The organism is Micromonospora echinospora, assembly GCF_900091495.1.
Lineage (GTDB): Bacteria > Actinomycetota > Actinomycetes > Mycobacteriales > Micromonosporaceae > Micromonospora > Micromonospora echinospora.
The window spans coordinates 5687589-5707168 of record NZ_LT607413.1 but is presented as its reverse complement, the minus strand read 5'-3'; the positions used below and the strand labels follow the sequence as shown (position 1 = coordinate 5707168).

Annotated in this window: 20 protein-coding genes; 9 read left to right on the top strand and 11 right to left on the bottom strand. The window is 72.9% G+C overall.

Features of this window, described 5'->3' with window-relative positions:
* Positions 1–69 precede the first annotated feature (69 nt).
* The 4 genes from GA0070618_RS24590 to GA0070618_RS24575 form a co-directional block, all read right to left on the bottom strand.
* Positions 70–288: an MbtH family protein gene (locus GA0070618_RS24590; RefSeq protein WP_088983735.1), complete on the bottom strand. Its 219-nt coding sequence runs from the start codon at positions 286–288 to the stop codon at positions 70–72.
* Positions 289–631: 343 nt separating this feature from the next.
* Entirely contained in the window at positions 632–898 is a 267-nt protein-coding gene (locus GA0070618_RS24585; protein ID WP_088983734.1) for a potassium transporter TrkA, read from the bottom strand.
* A gap of 256 nt (positions 899–1154) precedes the next feature.
* Entirely contained in the window at positions 1155–1361 is a 207-nt protein-coding gene (locus GA0070618_RS24580) for a hypothetical protein (protein WP_088983733.1), read from the bottom strand.
* A 185-nt stretch (positions 1362–1546) separates the two neighbouring features.
* Positions 1547–1870: a TraR/DksA family transcriptional regulator gene (locus tag GA0070618_RS24575; RefSeq protein ID WP_088983732.1), complete on the bottom strand. Its 324-nt coding sequence runs from the start codon at positions 1868–1870 to the stop codon at positions 1547–1549.
* Between the two features lie 900 nt (positions 1871–2770).
* Here GA0070618_RS24575 and GA0070618_RS24570 point away from each other — a divergent pair.
* Together GA0070618_RS24570 and GA0070618_RS24565 are read left to right on the top strand one after the other, a co-directional pair.
* Positions 2771–3529: a substrate-binding periplasmic protein gene (locus GA0070618_RS24570; protein ID WP_088983731.1), complete on the top strand. Its 759-nt coding sequence runs from the start codon at positions 2771–2773 to the stop codon at positions 3527–3529.
* Positions 3526–4578, top strand: a complete 1053-nt coding sequence (locus GA0070618_RS24565; RefSeq protein ID WP_088983730.1) for a cation diffusion facilitator family transporter — start codon at positions 3526–3528, stop codon at positions 4576–4578. The genes GA0070618_RS24570 and GA0070618_RS24565 overlap by 4 nt, the downstream gene beginning before the upstream one ends.
* A 32-nt stretch (positions 4579–4610) precedes the next feature.
* Here GA0070618_RS24565 and GA0070618_RS24560 read toward each other — a convergent pair whose 3' ends face one another.
* Positions 4611–5828, bottom strand: a complete 1218-nt coding sequence (locus tag GA0070618_RS24560; protein WP_157749003.1) for a low temperature requirement protein A — start codon at positions 5826–5828, stop codon at positions 4611–4613.
* 214 nt (positions 5829–6042) lie between these two features.
* Between GA0070618_RS24560 and GA0070618_RS24555 the strand changes: the two genes are divergently transcribed.
* From GA0070618_RS24555 to GA0070618_RS34355, 3 genes are all read left to right on the top strand, one after another.
* Positions 6043–6633 (top strand): hypothetical protein, encoded by a 591-nt coding sequence (locus tag GA0070618_RS24555; RefSeq protein WP_088983728.1) that lies wholly within the window; start codon positions 6043–6045, stop codon positions 6631–6633.
* A gap of 41 nt (positions 6634–6674) precedes the next feature.
* Positions 6675–6845, top strand: a complete 171-nt coding sequence (locus GA0070618_RS34095) for a hypothetical protein (protein ID WP_170107851.1) — start codon at positions 6675–6677, stop codon at positions 6843–6845.
* Positions 6846–6965: 120 nt separating this feature from the next.
* Positions 6966–7124: a hypothetical protein gene (locus GA0070618_RS34355; protein WP_197701628.1), complete on the top strand. Its 159-nt coding sequence runs from the start codon at positions 6966–6968 to the stop codon at positions 7122–7124.
* 203 nt (positions 7125–7327) lie between these two features.
* Here GA0070618_RS34355 and GA0070618_RS24550 read toward each other — a convergent pair whose 3' ends face one another.
* Both GA0070618_RS24550 and GA0070618_RS24545 read right to left on the bottom strand, forming a co-directional pair.
* Complete coding sequence (locus tag GA0070618_RS24550) at positions 7328–7891, bottom strand: hypothetical protein (RefSeq protein WP_143740314.1); 564 nt, start codon at positions 7889–7891, stop codon at positions 7328–7330.
* Positions 7892–7997: 106 nt separating this feature from the next.
* Positions 7998–10520 (bottom strand): CHAT domain-containing protein, encoded by a 2523-nt coding sequence (locus GA0070618_RS24545; protein WP_143740315.1) that lies wholly within the window; start codon positions 10518–10520, stop codon positions 7998–8000.
* 51 nt (positions 10521–10571) lie between these two features.
* Here GA0070618_RS24545 and GA0070618_RS24540 point away from each other — a divergent pair, with 51 nt between their 5' ends.
* From GA0070618_RS24540 to GA0070618_RS24530, 3 genes are all read left to right on the top strand, one after another.
* The gene (locus GA0070618_RS24540; protein ID WP_143740316.1) at positions 10572–12212 is read left to right on the top strand and encodes a glycosyltransferase family 4 protein; all 1641 of its coding nucleotides are present in this window, start codon (positions 10572–10574) and stop codon (positions 12210–12212) included.
* 17 nt (positions 12213–12229) lie between these two features.
* Positions 12230–13477, top strand: a complete 1248-nt coding sequence (locus tag GA0070618_RS24535; RefSeq protein WP_088983724.1) for an MFS transporter — start codon at positions 12230–12232, stop codon at positions 13475–13477.
* A 342-nt stretch (positions 13478–13819) separates the two neighbouring features.
* Positions 13820–14650 carry a glycosyltransferase family 8 protein gene (locus GA0070618_RS24530; RefSeq protein ID WP_157749002.1) on the top strand — a complete coding sequence of 277 codons (831 nt, stop codon included), beginning with the start codon at positions 13820–13822 and terminating at the stop codon, positions 14648–14650.
* A 150-nt stretch (positions 14651–14800) separates the two neighbouring features.
* Here GA0070618_RS24530 and GA0070618_RS24525 read toward each other — a convergent pair whose 3' ends face one another.
* From GA0070618_RS24525 to GA0070618_RS24510, 4 genes are all read right to left on the bottom strand, one after another.
* Positions 14801–15118, bottom strand: coding sequence for a DUF5988 family protein (locus tag GA0070618_RS24525; RefSeq protein WP_231931441.1), 318 nt, complete (start codon positions 15116–15118; stop codon positions 14801–14803).
* 262 nt (positions 15119–15380) lie between these two features.
* Positions 15381–16118, bottom strand: coding sequence for an ABC transporter permease (locus GA0070618_RS24520; RefSeq protein WP_088983721.1), 738 nt, complete (start codon positions 16116–16118; stop codon positions 15381–15383).
* The gene (locus tag GA0070618_RS24515) at positions 16115–17056 is read right to left on the bottom strand and encodes an ABC transporter ATP-binding protein (RefSeq protein ID WP_088983720.1); all 942 of its coding nucleotides are present in this window, start codon (positions 17054–17056) and stop codon (positions 16115–16117) included. Before GA0070618_RS24515 ends, GA0070618_RS24520 begins: the two co-directional genes overlap by 4 nt.
* A gap of 229 nt (positions 17057–17285) precedes the next feature.
* Entirely contained in the window at positions 17286–17957 is a 672-nt protein-coding gene (locus tag GA0070618_RS24510; RefSeq protein WP_414467611.1) for an HAD-IA family hydrolase, read from the bottom strand.
* Positions 17958–18170: 213 nt separating this feature from the next.
* Here GA0070618_RS24510 and GA0070618_RS24505 point away from each other — a divergent pair, with 213 nt between their 5' ends.
* Positions 18171–19577 (top strand): acyl-CoA synthetase, encoded by a 1407-nt coding sequence (locus GA0070618_RS24505; RefSeq protein ID WP_088983719.1) that lies wholly within the window; start codon positions 18171–18173, stop codon positions 19575–19577.
* The last annotated feature ends 3 nt before the right edge of the window (positions 19578–19580 follow it).

The window sequence follows — 19580 nt, the reverse complement described above, 5'->3', positions numbered from 1 at the left end:
TCCCGGGTCGCCCACCGGCGACCCGGGGCGCGCCGGAGCACCGGCACGCCCCATCCGGCGGCGGGACCGTCAGCCGACCCGGTCCCGGTCGGCCAGCCAGTTCCGCAAGCTGCGTGGACGCATGTCGGTCCAGACCTCGTCGATGTGCGCCAGACAGCTGGCCCGGTCGCCGCTTACCCCGACCGGCCGCCAGCCGGCCGGAATGTCCGACCCGTCCGGCCAGATCGAGTACTGCTCCTCGTCGTTGACGACGACCTGGTACCAGCGCCGGTCCTCGGATTCTTCCATCGCCACTCTCCCGGTGCGGTGGTGCCCACGAATTAGAGCGCGACTCTACCGTCCAATACGACCGGTCACAGTTGACCGATCGGTGATGCCCACCCGTCCGATCGATTGTCGAATATTGACTGATCGCGCACCGACGTCCGACCGGTAATGCGAAGGGTCAGACGACCAGAAAGCACCACGGCAGTGACGTCCGCACCTCGTACGGTAACCGTTCCCGCCATTGCCCCGGCCGGCCCCGCGCCAGGCGGTCCGGTCCCGGGGCCGGGGGTCCTTCGGCCCGGTCGAACGTTGTCGGGGTGACCGGGAAACGCGAGGCCGCCGGGGCGGACCACCACGATCGCCGTCACGCCCCCCGGACGTGCCCGCCGGTGGCGCACCCGGCACCGGCGCCCTCCACGACGTCGAGGACGCCGAGCAGGCGGGCCAGGGCGATCGCCTCGGCGCGGGTCAGGGCCAGGCTGCAGGCGCTGTCGGGGTCGACGCCGTCGTCGTGTACGAGGTCCCGACGGCCACCGACGTGGTGGACCACCACGCCGATCCGACGGCCCTCCTCGGTGACGAACGAATGCCGGAGCCCGATGCCAGGCAGCGGGGTCGACTCGAGGTCCATGACAACTCCACAGCGGTGACGACGACAGGGGTGCGCCAGGGTGGACGGCCCGCCCGCGACGTCGCGCCGGTCGGCGTCGACCCGGCCGCCGGTGATCCGGACGGGGCGGACGGATGCGGCAGTGGCCCGCCACGCACCCGACCGGCCCGCACGCGATCCACCGGACGGGCACGCGGCACCGTCCGCCCGCGCCGGTGACCAGGGTTCCGGCGGGGAGGTCCGACACGCGACGCGATCCGGTCGGGTGGACGACGTCTCAGACGCGGGCCACCGGGACCGGCGGGGCCCGGTCCGCGGACCAGGCCGGCACACAGCCGGGAACGGCCCGCCGGGTCAGCCGGAACACGATGCACAGGCCGACCGTCCGGGTGGCGCAGAGCACCATCACCAACGCGGCCAGCACGGCCAGCGCCGACAGCGGCTTGCGCTGGGCGACGCCGAAACGGGCCGGCCGGGTCTGCATGGGGCCACCATAGCCGGGCCGGCCGGACGACAACCATGACAAACCAATGTCAAACCCGTGGCCGGGCGCGACGCCGGGACGCCACGGCGACCAGCGCCGCCGGATGCTCCCGGTCACCTCGACACGGGTGCGGGCGGCAGCGGGTGGCGGGGCGTCGACGCCCCGCCACCGTCGGCGAACCGTGGTCAGTGGCCGTGCTTCTGCTGGCACGGCACGCAGAACCGGGCGTGCGGTAGTGCCTGCAGGCGCTCGACGGGGATCGCCCCGCCGCACTTCTCGCACACCTCGTAGCGCCCCTCGGCGATCCGTCGCAGCGCGCCGGTGATCTGCTCCAGGCTCTGCCGGGTGGCCGCCACCAGGGCCGCCTGGGTGTGGGCCTGCTGCGGGTCACCGGTGTCCGCGGTCAGTTGAGTCAGTCTGGCGCTCTGCTCCTCGAACTGGGAGACCAGCGTGGCGTGCAGCGCGGTCAGCCACTGCGGCTGGGTCGCGCCGGACGTCTGGATGCTCATGTCGATGCCCTCTTGTCTGGAAAAAAGAAAAGGGCCGAAGCGGTATGCCGCTTCGCCCTGGGGAGATGACCTTGTGGACTACTGGATCGTCATCTCCGGGAGGGCCACGACCGGCCGGCACCGGGCTCGGCAGCCCGCTGGGGCCCGCTGCGGGAATGACCCCGGCGCTCCGCCCCGCTCCCCCGCGCAGCACCGGACGCGCCACCGGGGTGGTGACGGTACGGGCCGGACGGACGGGCAGACGCATCGGCCCACCATAGGCCGTCCGCGCGCACAAACCAACCGACATCGGCGACTCTGACCGGGCAGGGCGCCCGACAGATGCGATATATCTTGGGCTGGTTTGCCACCATTTGAGGAGATACGCGCAACGTCGAGGCGGGCGTCACCACGTTGTTGCGGTACACCCAGCCGGGGCCGACGATCCTGGTCTCGGATGGGTTCCACTTGTCGCAGATGGCCGCGCCGGTGAGCGCCGGCCCGCTGGTCAGGTAGATGGTCAACCGGTTCCAGTAGGCCTGCCCGGGTGAGGCCACCCCGTCGCCGGCGGAACCGATGGTCGCCCCACCGGCCACGACACCGCCAGATCGAAAATACGAATGAGCCTGGATATGAATGCTTCTCATTACCTATTTCCATAAATATCGCAATACTTACCACGTCGAGTAACCCACTCTCCGTGACGTACCGGCAGGTGGAGGCCGGTTCGCGGAGGCGGCCCCGCCGGGGTGCTCCGATGCCGTTCCCTCCCGCCCACCGGCGAGGTTTCAGGCCCGGAGGCGAAGGGCACCTCGTCGGTGGTCCGACGGAGACGCCGGCAAGGCGTCGAGGCGGCCCGGGAGCGGTCCCGTGGATTGACCCGGGAGCGGTCCGGGGGCGGCCCCGGGTACGAAGAGGCAGGTGGACGCGGTGGTGGGACGCCGGAAACGAGGGTGGACGCGGCGGACGACGTTCGCTCTGGCCGGTGTCGTCCTGCTGCTGGCGGTGTCCGGCTGCCGATGGCCGCGGGACGCCGGCACCACGTTGGACGACGTCCGCGGCGGGGTGCTGCGGGTCGGGGTGAGCGAGGCGCCACCCTGGACCCGGGTCGCCGACGACGGCACGGTCACCGGAGCCGAGGCACGGCTGGTGCAGCGCCTGGCGGAACGGCTGGACGCCCGGGTCGAGTGGTACCCGGGTTCGGAGTCCACGCTGATGGCGGCGCTGAAGGACCGGGTCCTCGACCTGGTCGTCGGTGGACTCGACGCGAAGGCGCCCTGGACGAAGCAGGCCGCGCTGACCCGGCCCTACGTCACCATGCGTACGGTCGTGGCGGTGCCCGACGGGGTGGCCGCGCCGCCGGATCTGGCCGGTGCCCGGGTGGCCGCCCCGGCCGGCACCGCCGAGATCGCCGCGTTGCGCGGCGAGGACGCCGTGCCGGTGCCGGTCCCCGAGGTGACCGGCCGGGAGGGGCTGCCGGTGGTCGTCGGCCAGTGGCGACTGGCCGAGCTGGGACTGCGGGACGGCGGACACGACCTCGCCAAGCACGACCACGTGTGGGCGGTGCCGCTGGGCGAGAACGGCTGGCAGGTCGAGGTGGAGCGGTTCCTGCTGGCGCTGTCGCACGGCGAGGTCGAGGAGCTGCTGGTCGACGCCGAGCGGGAGGAGGCGGCGGCGTGAGGGTGTACGACCGGTTCGAACTGCCACCGGAACAGGCCGCCCTGCACCGGCGGGCGGTGCGGCTGGAGTGGTGGACCATCGGGTTCTTCGTCGTGGCGATCACCCTGCTGGCCCTGACCCTCGGCCAGTCCCAGGCGATGAAGGCGGCCTGGATCGAGGACATGCTCGGTCTGGTGCCGCCGCTCGCCTTCCTGGTCGCCGCCCGGTTCCGCAACCGCCGGCCCAATCCCCGCTTCCCGTACGGCTACCACCGCTCGGTCAGCATCGCCTTCCTGGCCGGCTCGGTCGCCCTGCTCGGCCTCGGCGGGTACGTCGTCTACGACTCCGCCGTCCGCCTGCTCGCCCGGGAACGCCCGCCGATCGGGTTGATCGAGGTGTTCGGTCACCGGTTCTGGCTGGGCTGGCTGATGATCGTGGTGCTGTTCGCCACGATGGTGCCGGCGATCCTGCTCGGCCGGATCAAACAGCGCATCGCCCGGCAACTGCACGACAAGGTGCTCCACGCCGACGCGGAGATGAACCGGGCCGACTGGCTGACCGCCGGTGCGGCGATCCTCGGCGTCCTCGGCATCGGTGCCGGCCTGTGGTGGGCCGACGCGGTGGCCGCGCTGATCATCGGTGGCGACATCGTCCGGGACGGGATCCGCACCCTGCGCAGCGCGGTCGCGAACCTCATGGACAGCCGACCCCGCGTGGTCGACGGCAGCCGGCCGCACCCCCTGCCCGACGAGCTCCTCACCGCCGTCCGCGACCACGACTGGATCGCCGACGCCTGGCTGCGGCTGCGCGAGGAGGGCCACGTCTTCGTCGGCGAACTGCTCGTCGTGCCGGTGCCCGGCACCGATCGGCTGGTCGAACGGCTGGAGGACCTCGGCGCCTGGGTCCGCGACCTCGACTGGCGGATCCACGACCTGGTGGTCGCCCCGGTCACCCGCATCGAAGGCCCCGCCGACGACCACGACCGGCAGGACGCGGACCGGAGGCGACCGCGTCCCCGGACGGAGGGCAGGTCGTCCGCGCGGGAGTCGACCGACGTCCGCACCGGGTGACGCGCGCCGGTACCCCGTACCGGGTCCGGTGGTCAGTGGGCCGGCGAGGGCGCTTCGGCGGGACGACCGGCGGCGTGCCGGGCGTCGGCGAGCGCGACGCCGAGCAGCACGACCGCCGCGACCACCGAGGCGGCCAGTGGCGGGGCGAACGCGAGGGGCAGGGCCACCGCCGCCAGGACGGCGATGGCGACGACCCGGCGTCGGGACAGGCGGTCGAACACGACGCGTTCCAGCCGGATGCGGCCGTAGAGGAAGAGGGCGGGACCACCGAGGATCACCGCCAGCCAGGACGGCTCGGGCCGGCCGCCCGGGTACTTCAGGGCGACCTCGAAGCCGACCGCGATGGCGACGATGCCCACCACCATCACCAGGTGTGCCACCCCGGTCGCCCGGCCGGCCGCGACGCGGTCGCCGGACGCGGTGACCGCCTCGGCGAGCACCTCTCCGGAGCGGTAGAAGTAGATCCGCCACAGCAGCACCGTCGACAGGAAGGCCACCACGAGCGCCGTCCAGGTCGGTAGATCGAGACGCTGGTTGGTGAAGGTGATACCGGCGGCCAGCACGCTCTCGCCGAGGGCGATCAGCAGCAGCTGCTGGTAGCGCTCGGGAAGGTGGTAGCCGCTGTCCATCGCCCACGCGCTGACCGGCGGGCGCCTCATCCCCGGAACCGGCCACCGCACCTGTGCCGCGACGAGGTCCACCGTGACGGCGAGCCCCCAGACAGCGGCCCGCGCCCCACCGGTGACGGCCACACCGGCCAGCCAGATCGTTCCGGACATGACGCACCACAGCACCGACCGCACATAGAGGTCCCGCAGCGCGAGCCCGCGCAGGGCGGGGATCAGGATGAGCGGCCGTACGACGCGCAGGAGCACGTACGGCAGGACGAACGCCCACGCCCGCCCGTCGAACGCCGCCGGCAGGGACGACGACATGACCAGCAGCCCGAAGGCGCTGGCCAGCACCATCCACTGGATCGTACGGCGACGGGGGTCGAACCAGCTGGTGATGTGCGCGGTGGTGATCCACAGCCAGATCAACGGCAGCGCCAGGACGAGCAGGTAGCCCAGCGACCGGATCCGCACGAGCGCCTCGTCGTCGGTGATGTCCCGGACCACCCGGTTGACCACCCCGGAGAGAGCGAAGACCAGCACCAGGTCGACGAAGAGCTCCAGGAAGTTCGCCTGCCGCACGTCCTCCCGGCGGTGCAGCAGGTCCTGCCCCCACTTCCCGGTCCGGCGTAGCCCCATACCCGCCATGCTCGCCGGTGGCTCCCCGGTCCATCGGCAGGATGACCGCCCCGCCATCCGACGGAGTTCGCACGCCGAGCGACCCCTGGATTCCGCGATCCCGACGGGGCACCCGAGGTGGTCTCGTTTGCCGGAACCCGGGAGAAGCGCGGGGCCGTCACCTTACGGTGGGGGCATCGGCACCGGCGGCACCAGCGGGCGGAGGAGTCAGACCATGCAGTTGACCCTGACCGACAACCACGCCGTCGCCCAGGCGGTCCACGACGTCGGATCGGCGTTGTGGTTCGGCGGCACCGTCATGGGCGTCGCCGGGGTGAACAAGTCCGGCAGCGACCTGGCGCAGGGCATCGACCGCATCCGGGTGGCGGAGTCGGCGTGGAGGCGGTTCGGTCCCGTCCAGTGGGCGGGCATCGGCGCGACCCTGCTCGCCGGGCTCTACCTCGCCCGCACCGGTGGTCGTCGACTGGCGTTGCAGAAGGGTTTCGCGTCCGTCGGGATGGCCAAGGCGGGTACGGCGGTGCTGGGGGCGGCCGCCACCGGCTACGCCGCCTACTGCGGCACCCGAATCGGACAACTCGCCGAGGAGGCCCGCCAGCGTGGCAGCCAGGTGGACGTCAAGGACGCCACCCTGCCCACCACGGGCACCCCCGAGGAGATCGCGGTGTGGCAGCGCCGCCAGCGCGTCGCCCAGTACGTGGTGCCCGCACTGGCCGGCGCGAACATCGTGCTCGGCTCGTACCTGGTGCAGTCCTACCGCAGCGTCGCCACCGCCCGGGGCGTTCTGCGTCGTCTGCTCCCGGGATGAGACAGGGCCAGCGGTTGGTCGGAAACGGAAGGAACCTGGAGATGACCGAACCGGAGGAAGACCAGGAGAAGACCCCGAAGACCGACCGGGTGCTGTTCTCCCCGGACGGGGATCCCCACCACACCATGGCACAGGCGCCCCAGCCGGACGAGCACCTCCCGGCCACTGTCACCCACGACAACCAGACCGACGTCGTCGACGACGAGCAGTGACGGGTGGTCGCCGGGCATGACCGCTGCCCCCGGGTGTTTGCCGGTCCCGGAGCCGGGAAGCCACCGGCATCGACCGCCCGAGCAGGTTGCTCGGGCGGGAACGGACACGGGGAGGTTGACATGGCAGACCGGGAGCAGATTCACGACCTGCGCCGCCAGGCCCACCAGGCCGGCATCGAGGGGAACTCCAAGATGACCGAGCATCAGTTGCGTGACGCTCTGCGCAAGGTCGGCCGGGGTGCCGAACCGCAGATGGCCAAGCGGGAGGCCAAGGGCTGACCGACGTCCCCGCCGACCCGACGCCAGCACCCGCAGCGGGTGCTGGCGTCGCCGTTGCGGCGAGTTGGTCTTCCGGGCGGGAATGCTGCTTCCCGTTGCGTCAGGCGACAGGAAACAGCTACCGACGGCGCTCACTCGCCGCGGCGCTGGACCGGATCACGTCGGCCCTGTCAGCGTCCCCCGGGCCGCGTCGCCGGCCCACCTCAGACCGGTGACGGATCGGGCTCCCGGGACGCCGGTTCGAGGCACCAGCGGCAGCCCTCCCGCTCCGACCAGCTCCGCCGGTCCAGGTCCGCCGGTTCCAGCACGACCTGGTCGAGGTCCGCCCGCGCCGCCATCCTGAGCTGCCAGACCGCCTCGGTGAACGCGTGGTAGGCCTGGTGGTACTCCCTCGACTGGAGGGTCGCGCCGGTGCGTACCGCGTTGCGGACGGCGATCAACCGGTCGTAGGCCAGTTCCCCGGCCTTGACGAGATCCACCGTCCCGGCCACGAGCAACCGCTCCCGGGTGGCGAAGACACCCGCCCGGTGGACCGCCCGGTTGGCGGGCCGGAGGCGGTCCCGGGAAACGTCATGGTCCTGGGCCACCTCACGCAACGCGCTGTGCGCCGAGTCGAGCGCCAGGGCGAACTCCAGACAGTAGCGAACCCGCTCCGCCTCACGATGCTGGCGACGCTGGGCGCGATTGTGCTGCGCCTCCACCATCAACGCACTGGTCAGAGCGATGACCGCCCCACAGACCACACCGACAACCGGGATCCATTCCACACACCCAGTTTCCCTCCGGCGTGACGCGATCACCACGGACCGTCGTATCCAGTTGGGACCGACGAGGAAACACCGTGGAAACCGTCGGGCAACGGCGACCGGCGGATCACCGACCGGCACCCACGCCGCACAGTCCGGCCCACTCGAACGGGCCGAGGTCGGGATGCTCCGTACGAATCTGCCGTTGCGCGTGCCGCAGTGCTGTGATCACCGGAACGCCCCGGCCGACCTGCCGGACGAGGTGCGCGCCGACGTGCGCCGACGCCACGCTGCCGATCCGTCCGATGCCGGCGACCACCGTGTCGGCACCACCGAGCAGCGCGCCCACGGCCAGGCTCAACGGGTCGTACCCGTACCGGCTGGACGCCGTGCCGCTCCAACAGCCGTTCAGGACGACCAGCGGCGGCAGTTGCCGGGGAGCGAGGGCGTCCATCGTGACACCGTCCGGCCCCAGCAGGGCGTCGGCTCCCGCACGGTCGCCGTGCCCCGAGACGTACAGCAGTGCGGGATCCACCACCTCGTCGACCTGCGGCAGCCGGGCGACCGCACGGTGGTCGCCCGGCCAGTCGTCGAGGGCGGCCCGCTCCACCCGGTGACCTCCCAGGCCACGGTCGAGCAGGCTCACCGCCGGACCGGCCGGCGTCGGGCCGGGACCGGTGGACGCCGAACGGGCCAGCAGCAGTTCCAGCGTCCGCAGGCTCGGCGTCAGACTCACCTCGGCCACGTCACAGAGGTACGTGCCGTCCCGGATCAGCGCCGCGTGCGGCAGATGCCACAGCCGGGGGTCCGGGGCGATCGCCACCGACCGGGGTTGCTCCGGTGTTCCGGCCCAGACGGCCGGATCGGGCAGCAGGAACGCGCCGAGTTCCGCCCACACCGCCCGGGACACGCCCCGGGGCGGCAGTTGGACGCCGGCTACCAGGCTGTCGAGCCGGGCGGCCAGCTCCGTGGAGGCGGTACGCAACGCCGCCCGCCACGCGCCGTGCCGGGGCCGGGTCAGCACCGACGACCACCAGCCGTCGGGGCCGCGACCAAGGTTGACGACCACCACGACGTCGGCCATCGTGTCGAGAACGGCCGGGGCCGGCAGGCGACCCGGCAGCGGCGGCGGCGCCACCCGGTCGGGTGCCCGCCCGGAGCGGATCGACCCGGCGGCGAGCCGGGCCACCGCGAAGACCTCGTCGGCCAGTCCGGGATCGGCGGGCGGCACGTCGATCCGGGACTCGGCGATGGTGCCGGCGGCCCCACCGGAGCGGGTCACCAGCAGTTGGTTCAGCAGGTCGGCGCGGCCCGTCTCGGCCACCCGCGCGGTGCTCTCCGGTTCGTCCGCGACGGTGTGGGCCAGCACCGCCGCCTGGTACACCTCCTCCCGGTGGGCGTGGTTCGCCCAGCGCACGTCCGGTTCGTGCAGCGAGTCACGTTGCAGGTCGGCGGCGAGCAGCGCGCCCCGCCCCGCCGCGTGCCGCAGCGACGGTGACAGGACGTCGGTCTCCGGGATCCGGTGCAGGTCGTGGAGCGCGAGCATGGTCCGGTTGAGGTCCCGCCCGCCCGGGCGGCCGGCCCGGTCGAGCACCACGGCCAGATGCCGGGCGGCGGTCGCCCCGTCGCCACCCGAGGCGATCAGGGCGCGGGCGACGTGCCGGTGCCAGCGCAGCGCCTCCAGCGTGTCGACCCCCTCGTAGTACGACCTCGTCTCCTCCAGGGTGGCCGCGACGGCCACCGTGTCCCCCCGGCTCTGCAGGACCTCGGCCCGCTCCAGCAGGACCTGGCCGAGCCGGTACGCGTCGCCACGCGCCCGGAACCGGTCCGCCAGGTCGTCGGTGATCCGCAACGCGGCGTCGAGCCGCCCCAGCTCGCGCAACGCCGCGACCTCGCGTAAGCGGGTGTACAGGAGGTTGTTCTCGCTCACCCGCTCGAACGCCGTCGCGGCGCGCCGGTACGCGCTGAGCGCCATCTCCGGCCGCCCGAGGACGATCTCCAGGCCACCCTCCCGGAGCGCGACCAGTCCCCGGGTGAACGCGTCGACGCCCCGGGCCTCGGCGAGCTCGCGGGCCTCGCGCAGGAGGTCCCGGGCGGTCACCAACTCGCCCCGGAGCCGTCGGATCGTCGCCGTCTGCACCAGGGCCCGCACGTGTCGCCCGGCGACCCCCGGCGCGTCGGCGTACCGGCGGCACACCGTGAGAGCCCGCTCGCAGCAGGACAGGCCCTCGTCGTAGCGGCGGGTCACCTCGCGCAGGGCCGCCAGCTCCCGCCACGCGTGGGCGTGGAACCGGGCGGTGTCGACGTCGAGGGGCGCCCGCAGCAGGACCCGGTTCCACGCTTCGGCCGCGGTGGATCCCCCGGTCAGCCGGTGCCGCTGGCCGAGGATGAGGAGCGTCTCGCCGAACCGCTGCCGGTCGTCCGTCCGCAGCGCCACCCGGCTCTCGGCCAACAGGAGCCGGAGCGCCAGGGCCGGACGGTGTTCCCGCCAGGCCACCTCCGACTGCTGCTGATAGAGGTCGGCCAGGAGCCGCCAGCTACGCTCCGCGTGCAGACGCACGGCGGCGGACCGGTGGGGATGGTCCGACGGCAGCGCGGCCACCGGGTCGACGAGGTGGTCGAGGAGGTCCGACCGTCCGGAAAGGCTCACCGCGCCACCATCCACTCCCACCATCGACTGTGGACTGTCATCATGGTGCCCATGGCACACTCAGCCCCGGGGCAGGCGGTCGTCAAGTTCGCCGAGGACGTCGACGACTCCGTCCGGGCGCAGTTCACGGCCCGGCTGGAGGACCTGGGGCTGTCGGCGCGGACCGGGTTCGACCTGGGCGACCGGGGTCCCCTGTGGGGGCGACGCGACCCGGTGGCGGTGGTCACCCTCCTCGACGACCTCACCGCGACGGGCACGCACCTCGTCACCGGGGTCGCCCGGATCGCCCGGGACTGGCTGACCGCCATGGCCGAGCCGGGTTTCGTCGAGGTGGAACTGCGCGCCACCGACCAGGTGGTCCGGGTCCGGGCCCGCGATCCCGAGGCGGCGGCCCGACTGCTCGCCACCGTCCTGCCCACCGCCGCCACCGGCCCGGTGGGATGGACCGGGAACGGGTGGGGCCCGGAACCGGCGGGGACGGCCGACCCCGCCGGGGGCCCGTCGCCACGGGTGCTGACGCTGGACACCCACTGGTTCTCCGCCAAGGGCGGGCTGAGCACGTTTAACCGCGCCCTGTGCGCCGCGCTCGCCCGCGCCGGCGCGGACGTCGTCTGCGTCGTGCTCCGGCCGTCCCCGGAGGAGACCGCCCACGCCCAGGCGGCCGGGGTCACCCTGGTGGCCGCTCCCCCGGCAGCCGCCGACAGCGCCGAACGGTACGCGCTGTTCCGCCGTCCGCCCCTGCCCGACGGCTGGAAGCCGGACCTCGTCGTGGGCCACGGCCGGATCACCGGCACGCACGCCCGGATCATGGTCGAGGACCACTTCCCCACGGCAGCCCGCGCGCACGTCGTGCACACCTGGTCGGACCACATCGAGTGGCAACGCGGTGACCGTCCGGACGCCGGCGCCATCGCCGAGCAGCGCTGGAAGGAGGACATCGAACTGGCCCGTACCGCCACCCGGGCCTTCGGGGTGGGCCCGCTGCTGCACGGCCTGCTCGAACGGGACCTGTCCGTCCATCCCGACGTCACCGCCCCGGGACGGATCGACCCGGGCTTCGACCTCGACGACGACACCCCCCGGACGGCGCCCCGCTGGCACCAGCGCCAGGTCATGCTCTCCGGACGGCTCGACGACTGGCAGGTCAAGGGCCTCGACCTGGCGGCCCGCGCGGTGGGGGCCGCCGTGGAACTGCTCAGTCCGGGCGGCACCGAACTCGAACTGCTGCTGCGCGGCGTGCCGCCAACCGAACACGGCCGGCTTCGGGAGACGGTCCTGCGGTGGGCGGACCGACCCGGGTTGCAGGTCACTCCCCGGACCTACTCCACCGACAGCGCCGACGTCCGCGACGACCTGCGCCGGGCCAGCCTGGTGCTCATGCCCTCCCGGGTCGAGGGCTTCGGCCTGGTCGGGCTCGAAGCCGTCGTCGCCGGCACCCCGCTCCTGGTCAGCGCGAACAGCGGACTGGGGATGCTGCTGCGCGAGGTCCTACCGCCGGACGACGCGGCGCTGGCCGTGCTGCCGATCGACACCGACGACGCGGCCACCACCCGGCTCTGGGCCGCCCACACCGCCCGGGTCCTGCGCGATCCGTCGGCTGCCTTCGCCGCGACCGAGCGGATCCGCCGGACCATGGCCGAGCGGGTCACCAGCGCGAACGCAGCGGCAGCCGTGCTGGGAACGCTGTCCTGACGGGAAGCGCATCCGGCATGACCGCGTCCAGCGCCGGGGAAAGTGGCACCGCGACGCCGTTGTCCTACTGGCAGGTGTTCACCAGTCGCAACGTCCCACAATTGCTGCTGGCAGCGTCGTTCTCCCGGCTCGCCGGAAGCATGCTGCTCTTCGCCGTCGTTCTCTACGTGATCGCGGAGTTCGGTTCCGCCTCGATCGCCGGCCTCGGCGCGTTCTTCCTGACCCTGCCCGGGTTCCTGGTGAGCCCGGTCGCCGGCGCCGTCCTCGACCGGCTCGGCGTGGTCCGCGCCGTGGTCCTGGACACCCTGTCGAGCGCCGTCCTCATCAGCCTGGTCGCCGTGCTGTCGGTGCTGGACACCCTCCGCCCGCCGGTCCTGTTCGCCCTGCTCACGCTCTACTCGCTGACCAGCCCACTCACCTCGGGTGGGATCCGCACGCTCTTCCCACGGTTCGTCCCCGAGGCCGCCTACGACAAGGCGAACGCCCTCGACCTGAGCACGTTCTCGGTGATCGACGTCGTCGGGCCGCTGATCGCCGGCACGCTCGTCGCCTGGATCGGCCCCGATCCGACGCTGCTCTGCGTGGCCGTGATGTACGCCCTGGCCTCGGCCAGCATCGCCCTGCTGCGGGAGAGCAACGCCGGGGCGGACGCGCCCGTCCGGCAGCACCTGCTCCGGGCTGCCGGCGAGGGCATCGTCCACCTGGTCCGCAACCCCACGCTGCGCGGACTCGCGGTCTCGTACTCGGTGTACCAGGCCGCCTCCGGCATGCTGGTCGTCATCGTGCCGGTCACGGTGGGCCGATGGCTCGGCGACGCCGACGCGACCGAGCGGTACGTCGGTGTGCTGTGGGCGGGGGCCGGCCTGGCCGGCGCGATCGGCGCGCTGATCGCCGGCAAGCTGGTCGGTGCGGGGCGTGAGCGCTCCTCCATGGTGGCCGCGACCCTGGTCGGCGCGGTCGCGATCTTCCCGGTGAGCGCGCTCGGCTCGCTCGTCACGCTGGGAGCGGGTCTCGCCCTGGTCGGCCTCACCGAGGGCGTCGTCAACGTCAGCCTGCTCTCGCTGCGGCAACGTCGTACCGAGCCGGCGTGGCTCGGACGGATCATGACGGTGTCGATCAGCGTCAACCTGATGGGCTTTCCGGTCGGCACGCTGCTGGGCGGTCTGGTGGTGAGCCACTCGGTGACGGCGGCGCTGGCCCTCGCCGCGGCGTTGGCGGTCGGCTCGGCCGCGTTCGCCCGCTTCCTCATCCCCCGGGAGGCGTGAGTGGCGCTCGCCCTGCGACCGGGTCGGAAAACCGCCCCGCGAAGCCCCCACGATGGCCGAACCTGCCGTACCGTGCAGGGTCGACGGGCCAGCCAGGTTGGTCTCCCACGCCGACGCCGACGGTGGTCACGGCCCGACCACGTGCGGCTACGCCCGCTCCATCCGTCATCAGGAGTGGGCCACACGGCCGACGCGGCGGTGTCCAGTGATGGAGCCGAATTGCAGGGCCCCTTCGGGGGGTCGATTTCCGAACCCCTAGAACAATCGCAAAGCCTTGCCTCTACCGCAATTGTCAAGCTAATTTCTCCGAGTTTTGCGCAACCTGTGCGGAGGAGAGCGCCCGTGGACCTCACCTTGACCTTCGACGCCGCGTACGCGGCGCACGCCGCGGTCGTCGTGTCGACCGTCGCCGAGTCGAACCCGGGCCAGCCGCTCCGGTACTGGCTGATCGCCGCCGACGACGTGCCGGCCTCCTCCCGGGCCGCTCTCGCCCGGGCGGCGGGGCCGCACGCCTCGATCGAGTACCTGAAGGTGGACACCTCCTCGGTGGACCTGCCCAAGGGGAACGACCCGGTGATGGCGTACCTCTCCCCGGCGATGTACCTGCGCCTGCTGGTGCCCGCCGCGCTTCCGCCGGAGGTGGAGAGGCTCCTCTACATCGACTGCGACACCCTGTGCACGAACAGCCTCCAACCCCTGTTCGAGTTGGACATGGGGGGCGTCCCGCTCGCGGCGGTCCGCGACCCGTTCAACCGCCGGCTCTACGACATGGGAGGCATCCCCGGCCTGGGGACGTACGAGCACCTCGACCCCCGGAAGGACTACTTCAACTCCGGGGTGCTGCTGATCGACGTGCCCCGGTGGAAGGAGTGCGAGGTCTCCGAGAAGTCGTTGGCCTACCTCGTCCGCCACGCGCACGAGTCGCGCTACCCGGACCAGGACGCCCTGAACTACGCCACCTACGACAACTGGCTGCGCCTGCCCCACCGCTGGAACGACCTGATGGCCTGGCGGCTGGAGCCGGAGTTCGGCGGCAAGCTCAGCGATTCGGCCATCCTCCACATGGCCGGACCGGTCAAGCCCTGGCAGCCCGGCTTCCCCAAGGGCGCCCGGCGGGACATGTACTGGCGGCACCGGCGCAGCGGCGGCCTGACCCGGACCTTCGGCCGGTGACGGCCGGTCGTACCGTGGACGGCCACCCGTAGCCACCCGTAGCCACCCGGAAGGCCACCGTTGGACCGGAGGGGTGATCCTTCCCGCCGGTGCCCGGGAGCCGGCGCCCGGCACTGGTCCGCGCCGGGCGCCGGCTCCCGGGCTGCGTGGCTACTCGGCGATCCGGGTCCGACCGCTCCACCGGAAGACCAGTGGCGCGGCGTCGGCGACGCCTGCGGCGTCCCGTTCGAAGTGCTCGTACCCGCCGTGGTGGGGAACCTTGATCTTGTGTTCCCGCAGGGGAACCCGGTGGCTGCGCTGGTCGGCCCGCAGGGTGGTCGGCCCACCCTCCAGCACCGCGTCGACGATACCGCCGGCCTCCCGGCCGATGTCGTTTCGTACCTCTGCTGCGAGGGTGGCCCGGTCGTCACCGTTGACGACCGGATCCACCATCCGGACTGTCGGGGCGGGATCGAAAGAACCTGTCATCGCACGACCTCCGTCGCTCGTCGTTCCGCCTCGCCGTGCGCCGGGCCGGGCCGCGACGCGTGTGCCGGCGAAAGGGGCCGCAGCGTTCCCGTGGCCGGGGAACACGAACGGCGGGACCGATTGGTCCCGCCGCAGGTGAGACGGCCCCTCGTCCGCCACGAACGTAATCCAGGTCACACTCGGCAAGAACCCTTAGTCGCCCCCTAGCGTGGGTTCCACCACGGCGACGGAACCGGCGCCGGCCACCCGACGCCGAGCCGTCTCACTCCCAGCGGAAGAAGCGGACCGCCAGCAGGCTGCCGAGCACGGCGGTCACCGCCAGGGCCACCAGCTGCGGTACGGCCGGAGCGTCTCCCGCCCACGCCGCGGCGACGGTGTCCACCGTGGCCCCCAGCGGCGAGTAGTCGCCGATCTTCGCCAGCACGGTCGGCATCTGGTCGCGCGGCAGCCAGGCCCCGGCGAGGAAGAGCAACGGGAAGAAGAGCGTCGGGCCGATGGACTGGGCCGAACGGGCCGACGGGGCGAGCGCGGCGATGAGCAGACCCAGGCCGAAAAGGCAGGCCACGCCGAGCAGGAAGGCCAGCACGAAGCCCGGCACGTTGGCCGGGGCCGGCTGGTCCAGCAGGAACCGGACGCCGATGGCGGTCACCACCGCACCGGCCACGCCCATCGCCAGGTTGACCACCACCTGCGCGACGAGCAGCAGGGCCGGGTTGACCGGCGTGGTGGCGAGCCGCCGCAGCACCCGTCGCTCCCGGTAGATGCCCAGCGCCATCGGCAGGGTGAACAGGGCGAGCATCCCGATCGTCAGGGAGAGCGCGAGGGCCGGCAGGAAGGTCAGCTCGCCGTGCTGACCGGTGCCCGCCTCGGTCGATCCGCGTGAGGGCAGCCCGAACACGAGCATCAGCCCCAGCGGCAGGGCGAAGACGAAGAACAACGACACCGGCTCGCGCAGGAACAGCTTGGCCTCGACCGCGACGAGCTTGGACAGGGCGTTCACGATGACCTCTCGTCGATCGTCCGGGTGGCACCGGTCTGGGCGGAACGACCGGTCAGGGAGACGAAGGCGTCGTCCAGGGTGGGCTGCTCCACGCGGAGCCCGCCGTACCGGACCTTCCGGTCGGCCAGCGCCGAGAGCACCGCCTGGGCCACGCCTTCGGGGCCGGTCACGGTCACCTCGTCGCCGTTGCGGCGCACACCGGTCACCTCCGGCAGCGCGTCGAGCACGGCCTCGTCGAGCGGGTCCAGGGGACGGAAGTGCACCTGGTGGGCCGAGCCGACGCGGGCGAGCAGACCGGACGGGCTGTCGATGGCGACGACCCGACCGGCGTCGATCACGGCGAGCCGGTCGCAGAGCCGCTCCGCCTCCTCCATGAAGTGCGTGACCAGCACGACCGTCACACCCCGGTCCCGGATCCGGTCGACCAGGTCCCAGGTGTCCCGCCGGCCCTGCGGGTCCAGCCCGGTGGTCAGCTCGTCCAGGATCGCGATCTCCGGCTGGCCGACCAGCGCCAGGGCCACCGAAAGCCGCTGCTTCTGGCCGCCGGAGAGCTTGTGAAAGGCGGTGTCGCGCTGACTGGTCAGGCCCAGGTCCGCCAGGAGTTCGTCGATGTCGGCCTTGTTGCGGTAGAACGACCGGTACAGGTCCAGCGCCTCGCGCACGCGCAGCTTGTCGGGGAGCTGGCTCTCCTGCAACTGCGCGCCGACCCGCTGGCGCACCTCCGCGCGGTCCCGCACGGGGTCGAGACCGAGGACGCGGACCTGCCCGCCGTCGGCGCGGCGCAGCCCCTGCACGCACTCGACGGTGGTGGTCTTCCCGGCGCCGTTCGGGCCGAGCACGCCGAAGATCTCGCCCTGCTCCACCGTGAAGGAGACGTCCTCGACCGCGATCTTGTCGCCGTATCGTTTGTGCAGGTGCTCGACTTCGATGACCGGCATGGGTCCTCCGTCACGTGCGGCTGCCGTCGTGAGGGTGGAACCCCTCGGGATGTCGCGGCGTCGGTGTGTGGAAACGGTCCGAGGTCGACCCCTCGGGGTCAACGCCGCCCATCATCCGGGTAACCGAGGCGTTGATCAACCCATCGGACGATGAATTGGGGGTGTAGACCCGTTAACCATCGACCCGTCAGGGGTTCCACGGGTTCACGCAGAGTGTCCGTCCTCGCGGTCAGCCGCCGAGGCAGAGGGCCGCCAGCTCCCCGACCCGGGTCAGGGTGACGTCCGGGCCGGCGGCCCGCAGGGTCTCCGCGTCCGACTCGCCCCACAGGGCGGCGACCGCCACCACCCCGGCGCGGCGGGCGCTGACCAGGTCCGCCGGCGCGTCACCGACCATCAGCGCGCGTCCGGGTGGCACGTCCAGCAGTTCCAGGGCCCGACGGACGATGTCCGGGGCGGGCTTGGGCCGGGGCACCTCGTCGGCGCCGACCACGTGGTCGAGCAGGGGCAGCAGCCCGACCCGGTCCAGGACGAGCCGGGCCCGTTCCCCGCTGCGACCGGTCGCCACGGCCAGCCCGATGCCCCGCCCGCGCAGCTCGCCGAGGAGCTCCGGCACGCCGGGCACCGGCGTGACCAGGTGCGCCAGACGGTTGCTCTCGCGCACGAAAGGTTCCACCATCGCCGCCGGCAGACCCATCAGCCGCAGCACCTCCGGCAGGTAGCGACCCGGGTGCCGGCAGTACTCGTCGACCGGGACGACGCCGTCGCCGACCACCTCCCGGTACGCGAGGGTGAACGCGGCACGGGCCACGGCGAGACTGTCGACGAGCACACCGTCGAGGTCGAGCACGACCGCGCGCACCCCACCGGGAACGAGGGCCGTTCCCGCCACGCCGGCTCCCACCGGGTCTCCGGTTCCGGACACCGGTGCCACCTCCCTCACCACGACCGCGCCACGACGCCCGGTAGGGGTGGCCGGCCCCGTGCTGGTCCGACTACGGTCGCAGACGTCCGGTCGGGCGCGCGTCGTCCCGGCCGCCCACCGACCGTACCGGGGTCCGTTCCCCCGCCGACCGGCGGCACGCCGCCGGGTGGACCGCGCAGAAGGAGCGCCAACGTGCCGCTGCTGAGCTGGCTGTCCGAGTCCACCGACGAGCGGCCGGACGCGGTCCGCGTCGACGACCGTTCGGTGTCCTGGGTGGACCTGCGCCGACAGGCCGCGGCGGTCGCCGACGATCTGCGCGGCGTGCGGCGGGTGGCGGTGACGGCCACACCGAGCCTGGAGACCGTGGTCGCCGTGGTGGGCGGGTTGCTGGCCGGCGCGGCGGTGGTGCCGGTGCCACCGGACGCCGGGCCCCGGGAACGCGACCACATCCTGCGGGACTCGGCGGCCGAGGTCCTGCTCGGGCCGGTCGGCGCCGATCCGGCGGACGCGTCCGCTCCCCCGGCCGTGCCGGTCGACCTCGGACGGCGGTCGGACGCCCGGCACCCGGAGCCGGCACCGGAGGCCACCGCGCTGATCCTCTACACCAGCGGCACCACGGGCGCGCCCAAGGGCGTGGTGCTCTCCCGGCGGGCCGTCGCCGCCTGCCTCGACGGTCTCGCCGCCGCCTGGGCCTGGACGCCGGACGACCGGCTGGTGCACGGCCTGCCGCTGTTCCACGTGCACGGTCTCGTGCTCGGTGTGCTGGGCCCGCTCCGACTGGGCAGCCGGCTGCACCACGTCGGCCGTCCCCGCCCCGAGCGGTACGCGGCGGCAGCCGGCTCGCTCTACTTCGGCGTACCCACCGTCTGGTCCCGGATCGCGGCGGACCCGGCTGCGGCCCGGGCGTTGCGCCCGGCGCGGCTGCTGGTGTCGGGCAGCGCGGCGCTGCCGGAGAGCGTCTTCGGGGGCCTCGCCGCGCTGACCGGTCACCGGGTCGTCGAGCGGTACGGCATGACCGAGACCCTGATCACGGTCAGCGCCCGGGCGGACGGACCACGCCGGGCCGGCACCGTGGGGCTGCCGCTGCCGGGCGTGCACACCCGGGTGGTGGACGAGTGGGGCGGCACCGTGCCCACCGACGGGGTGGCGATGGGTGAGCTCCAGGTCCGGGGGGCCACCCTCTTCGACGGGTACCTGCACCGGCCGGACGCCGACGCGGCGAGCCGTACGCCGGACGGCTGGTTCCGCACCGGCGACGTGGCCACGATCGGTCCGGACGGTTGGCACCGGATCGTCGGCCGGGCCGCCACCGATCTGATCAAGAGCGGCGGTTACCGGATCGGCGCCGGCGAGGTGGAGGACGCGCTCCTGGCCCACCCCGGCGTCCGCGAGGTCGCGGTGGTGGGCACCCCGCACCCGGACCTGGGGCAGCAGGTGACCGCCTTCGTGGTGGGCGACGGGCTGCGGGAGGCCGAACTGATCGAGTTCGTGGCCCGGGACCTGTCGGTGCACAAGCGGCCCCGGCAGGTGCACCTGCTCGACGACCTCCCGCGCAACGCGATGGGCAAGGTACAGAAGAACCTGCTGACCGAGCCCTGACCT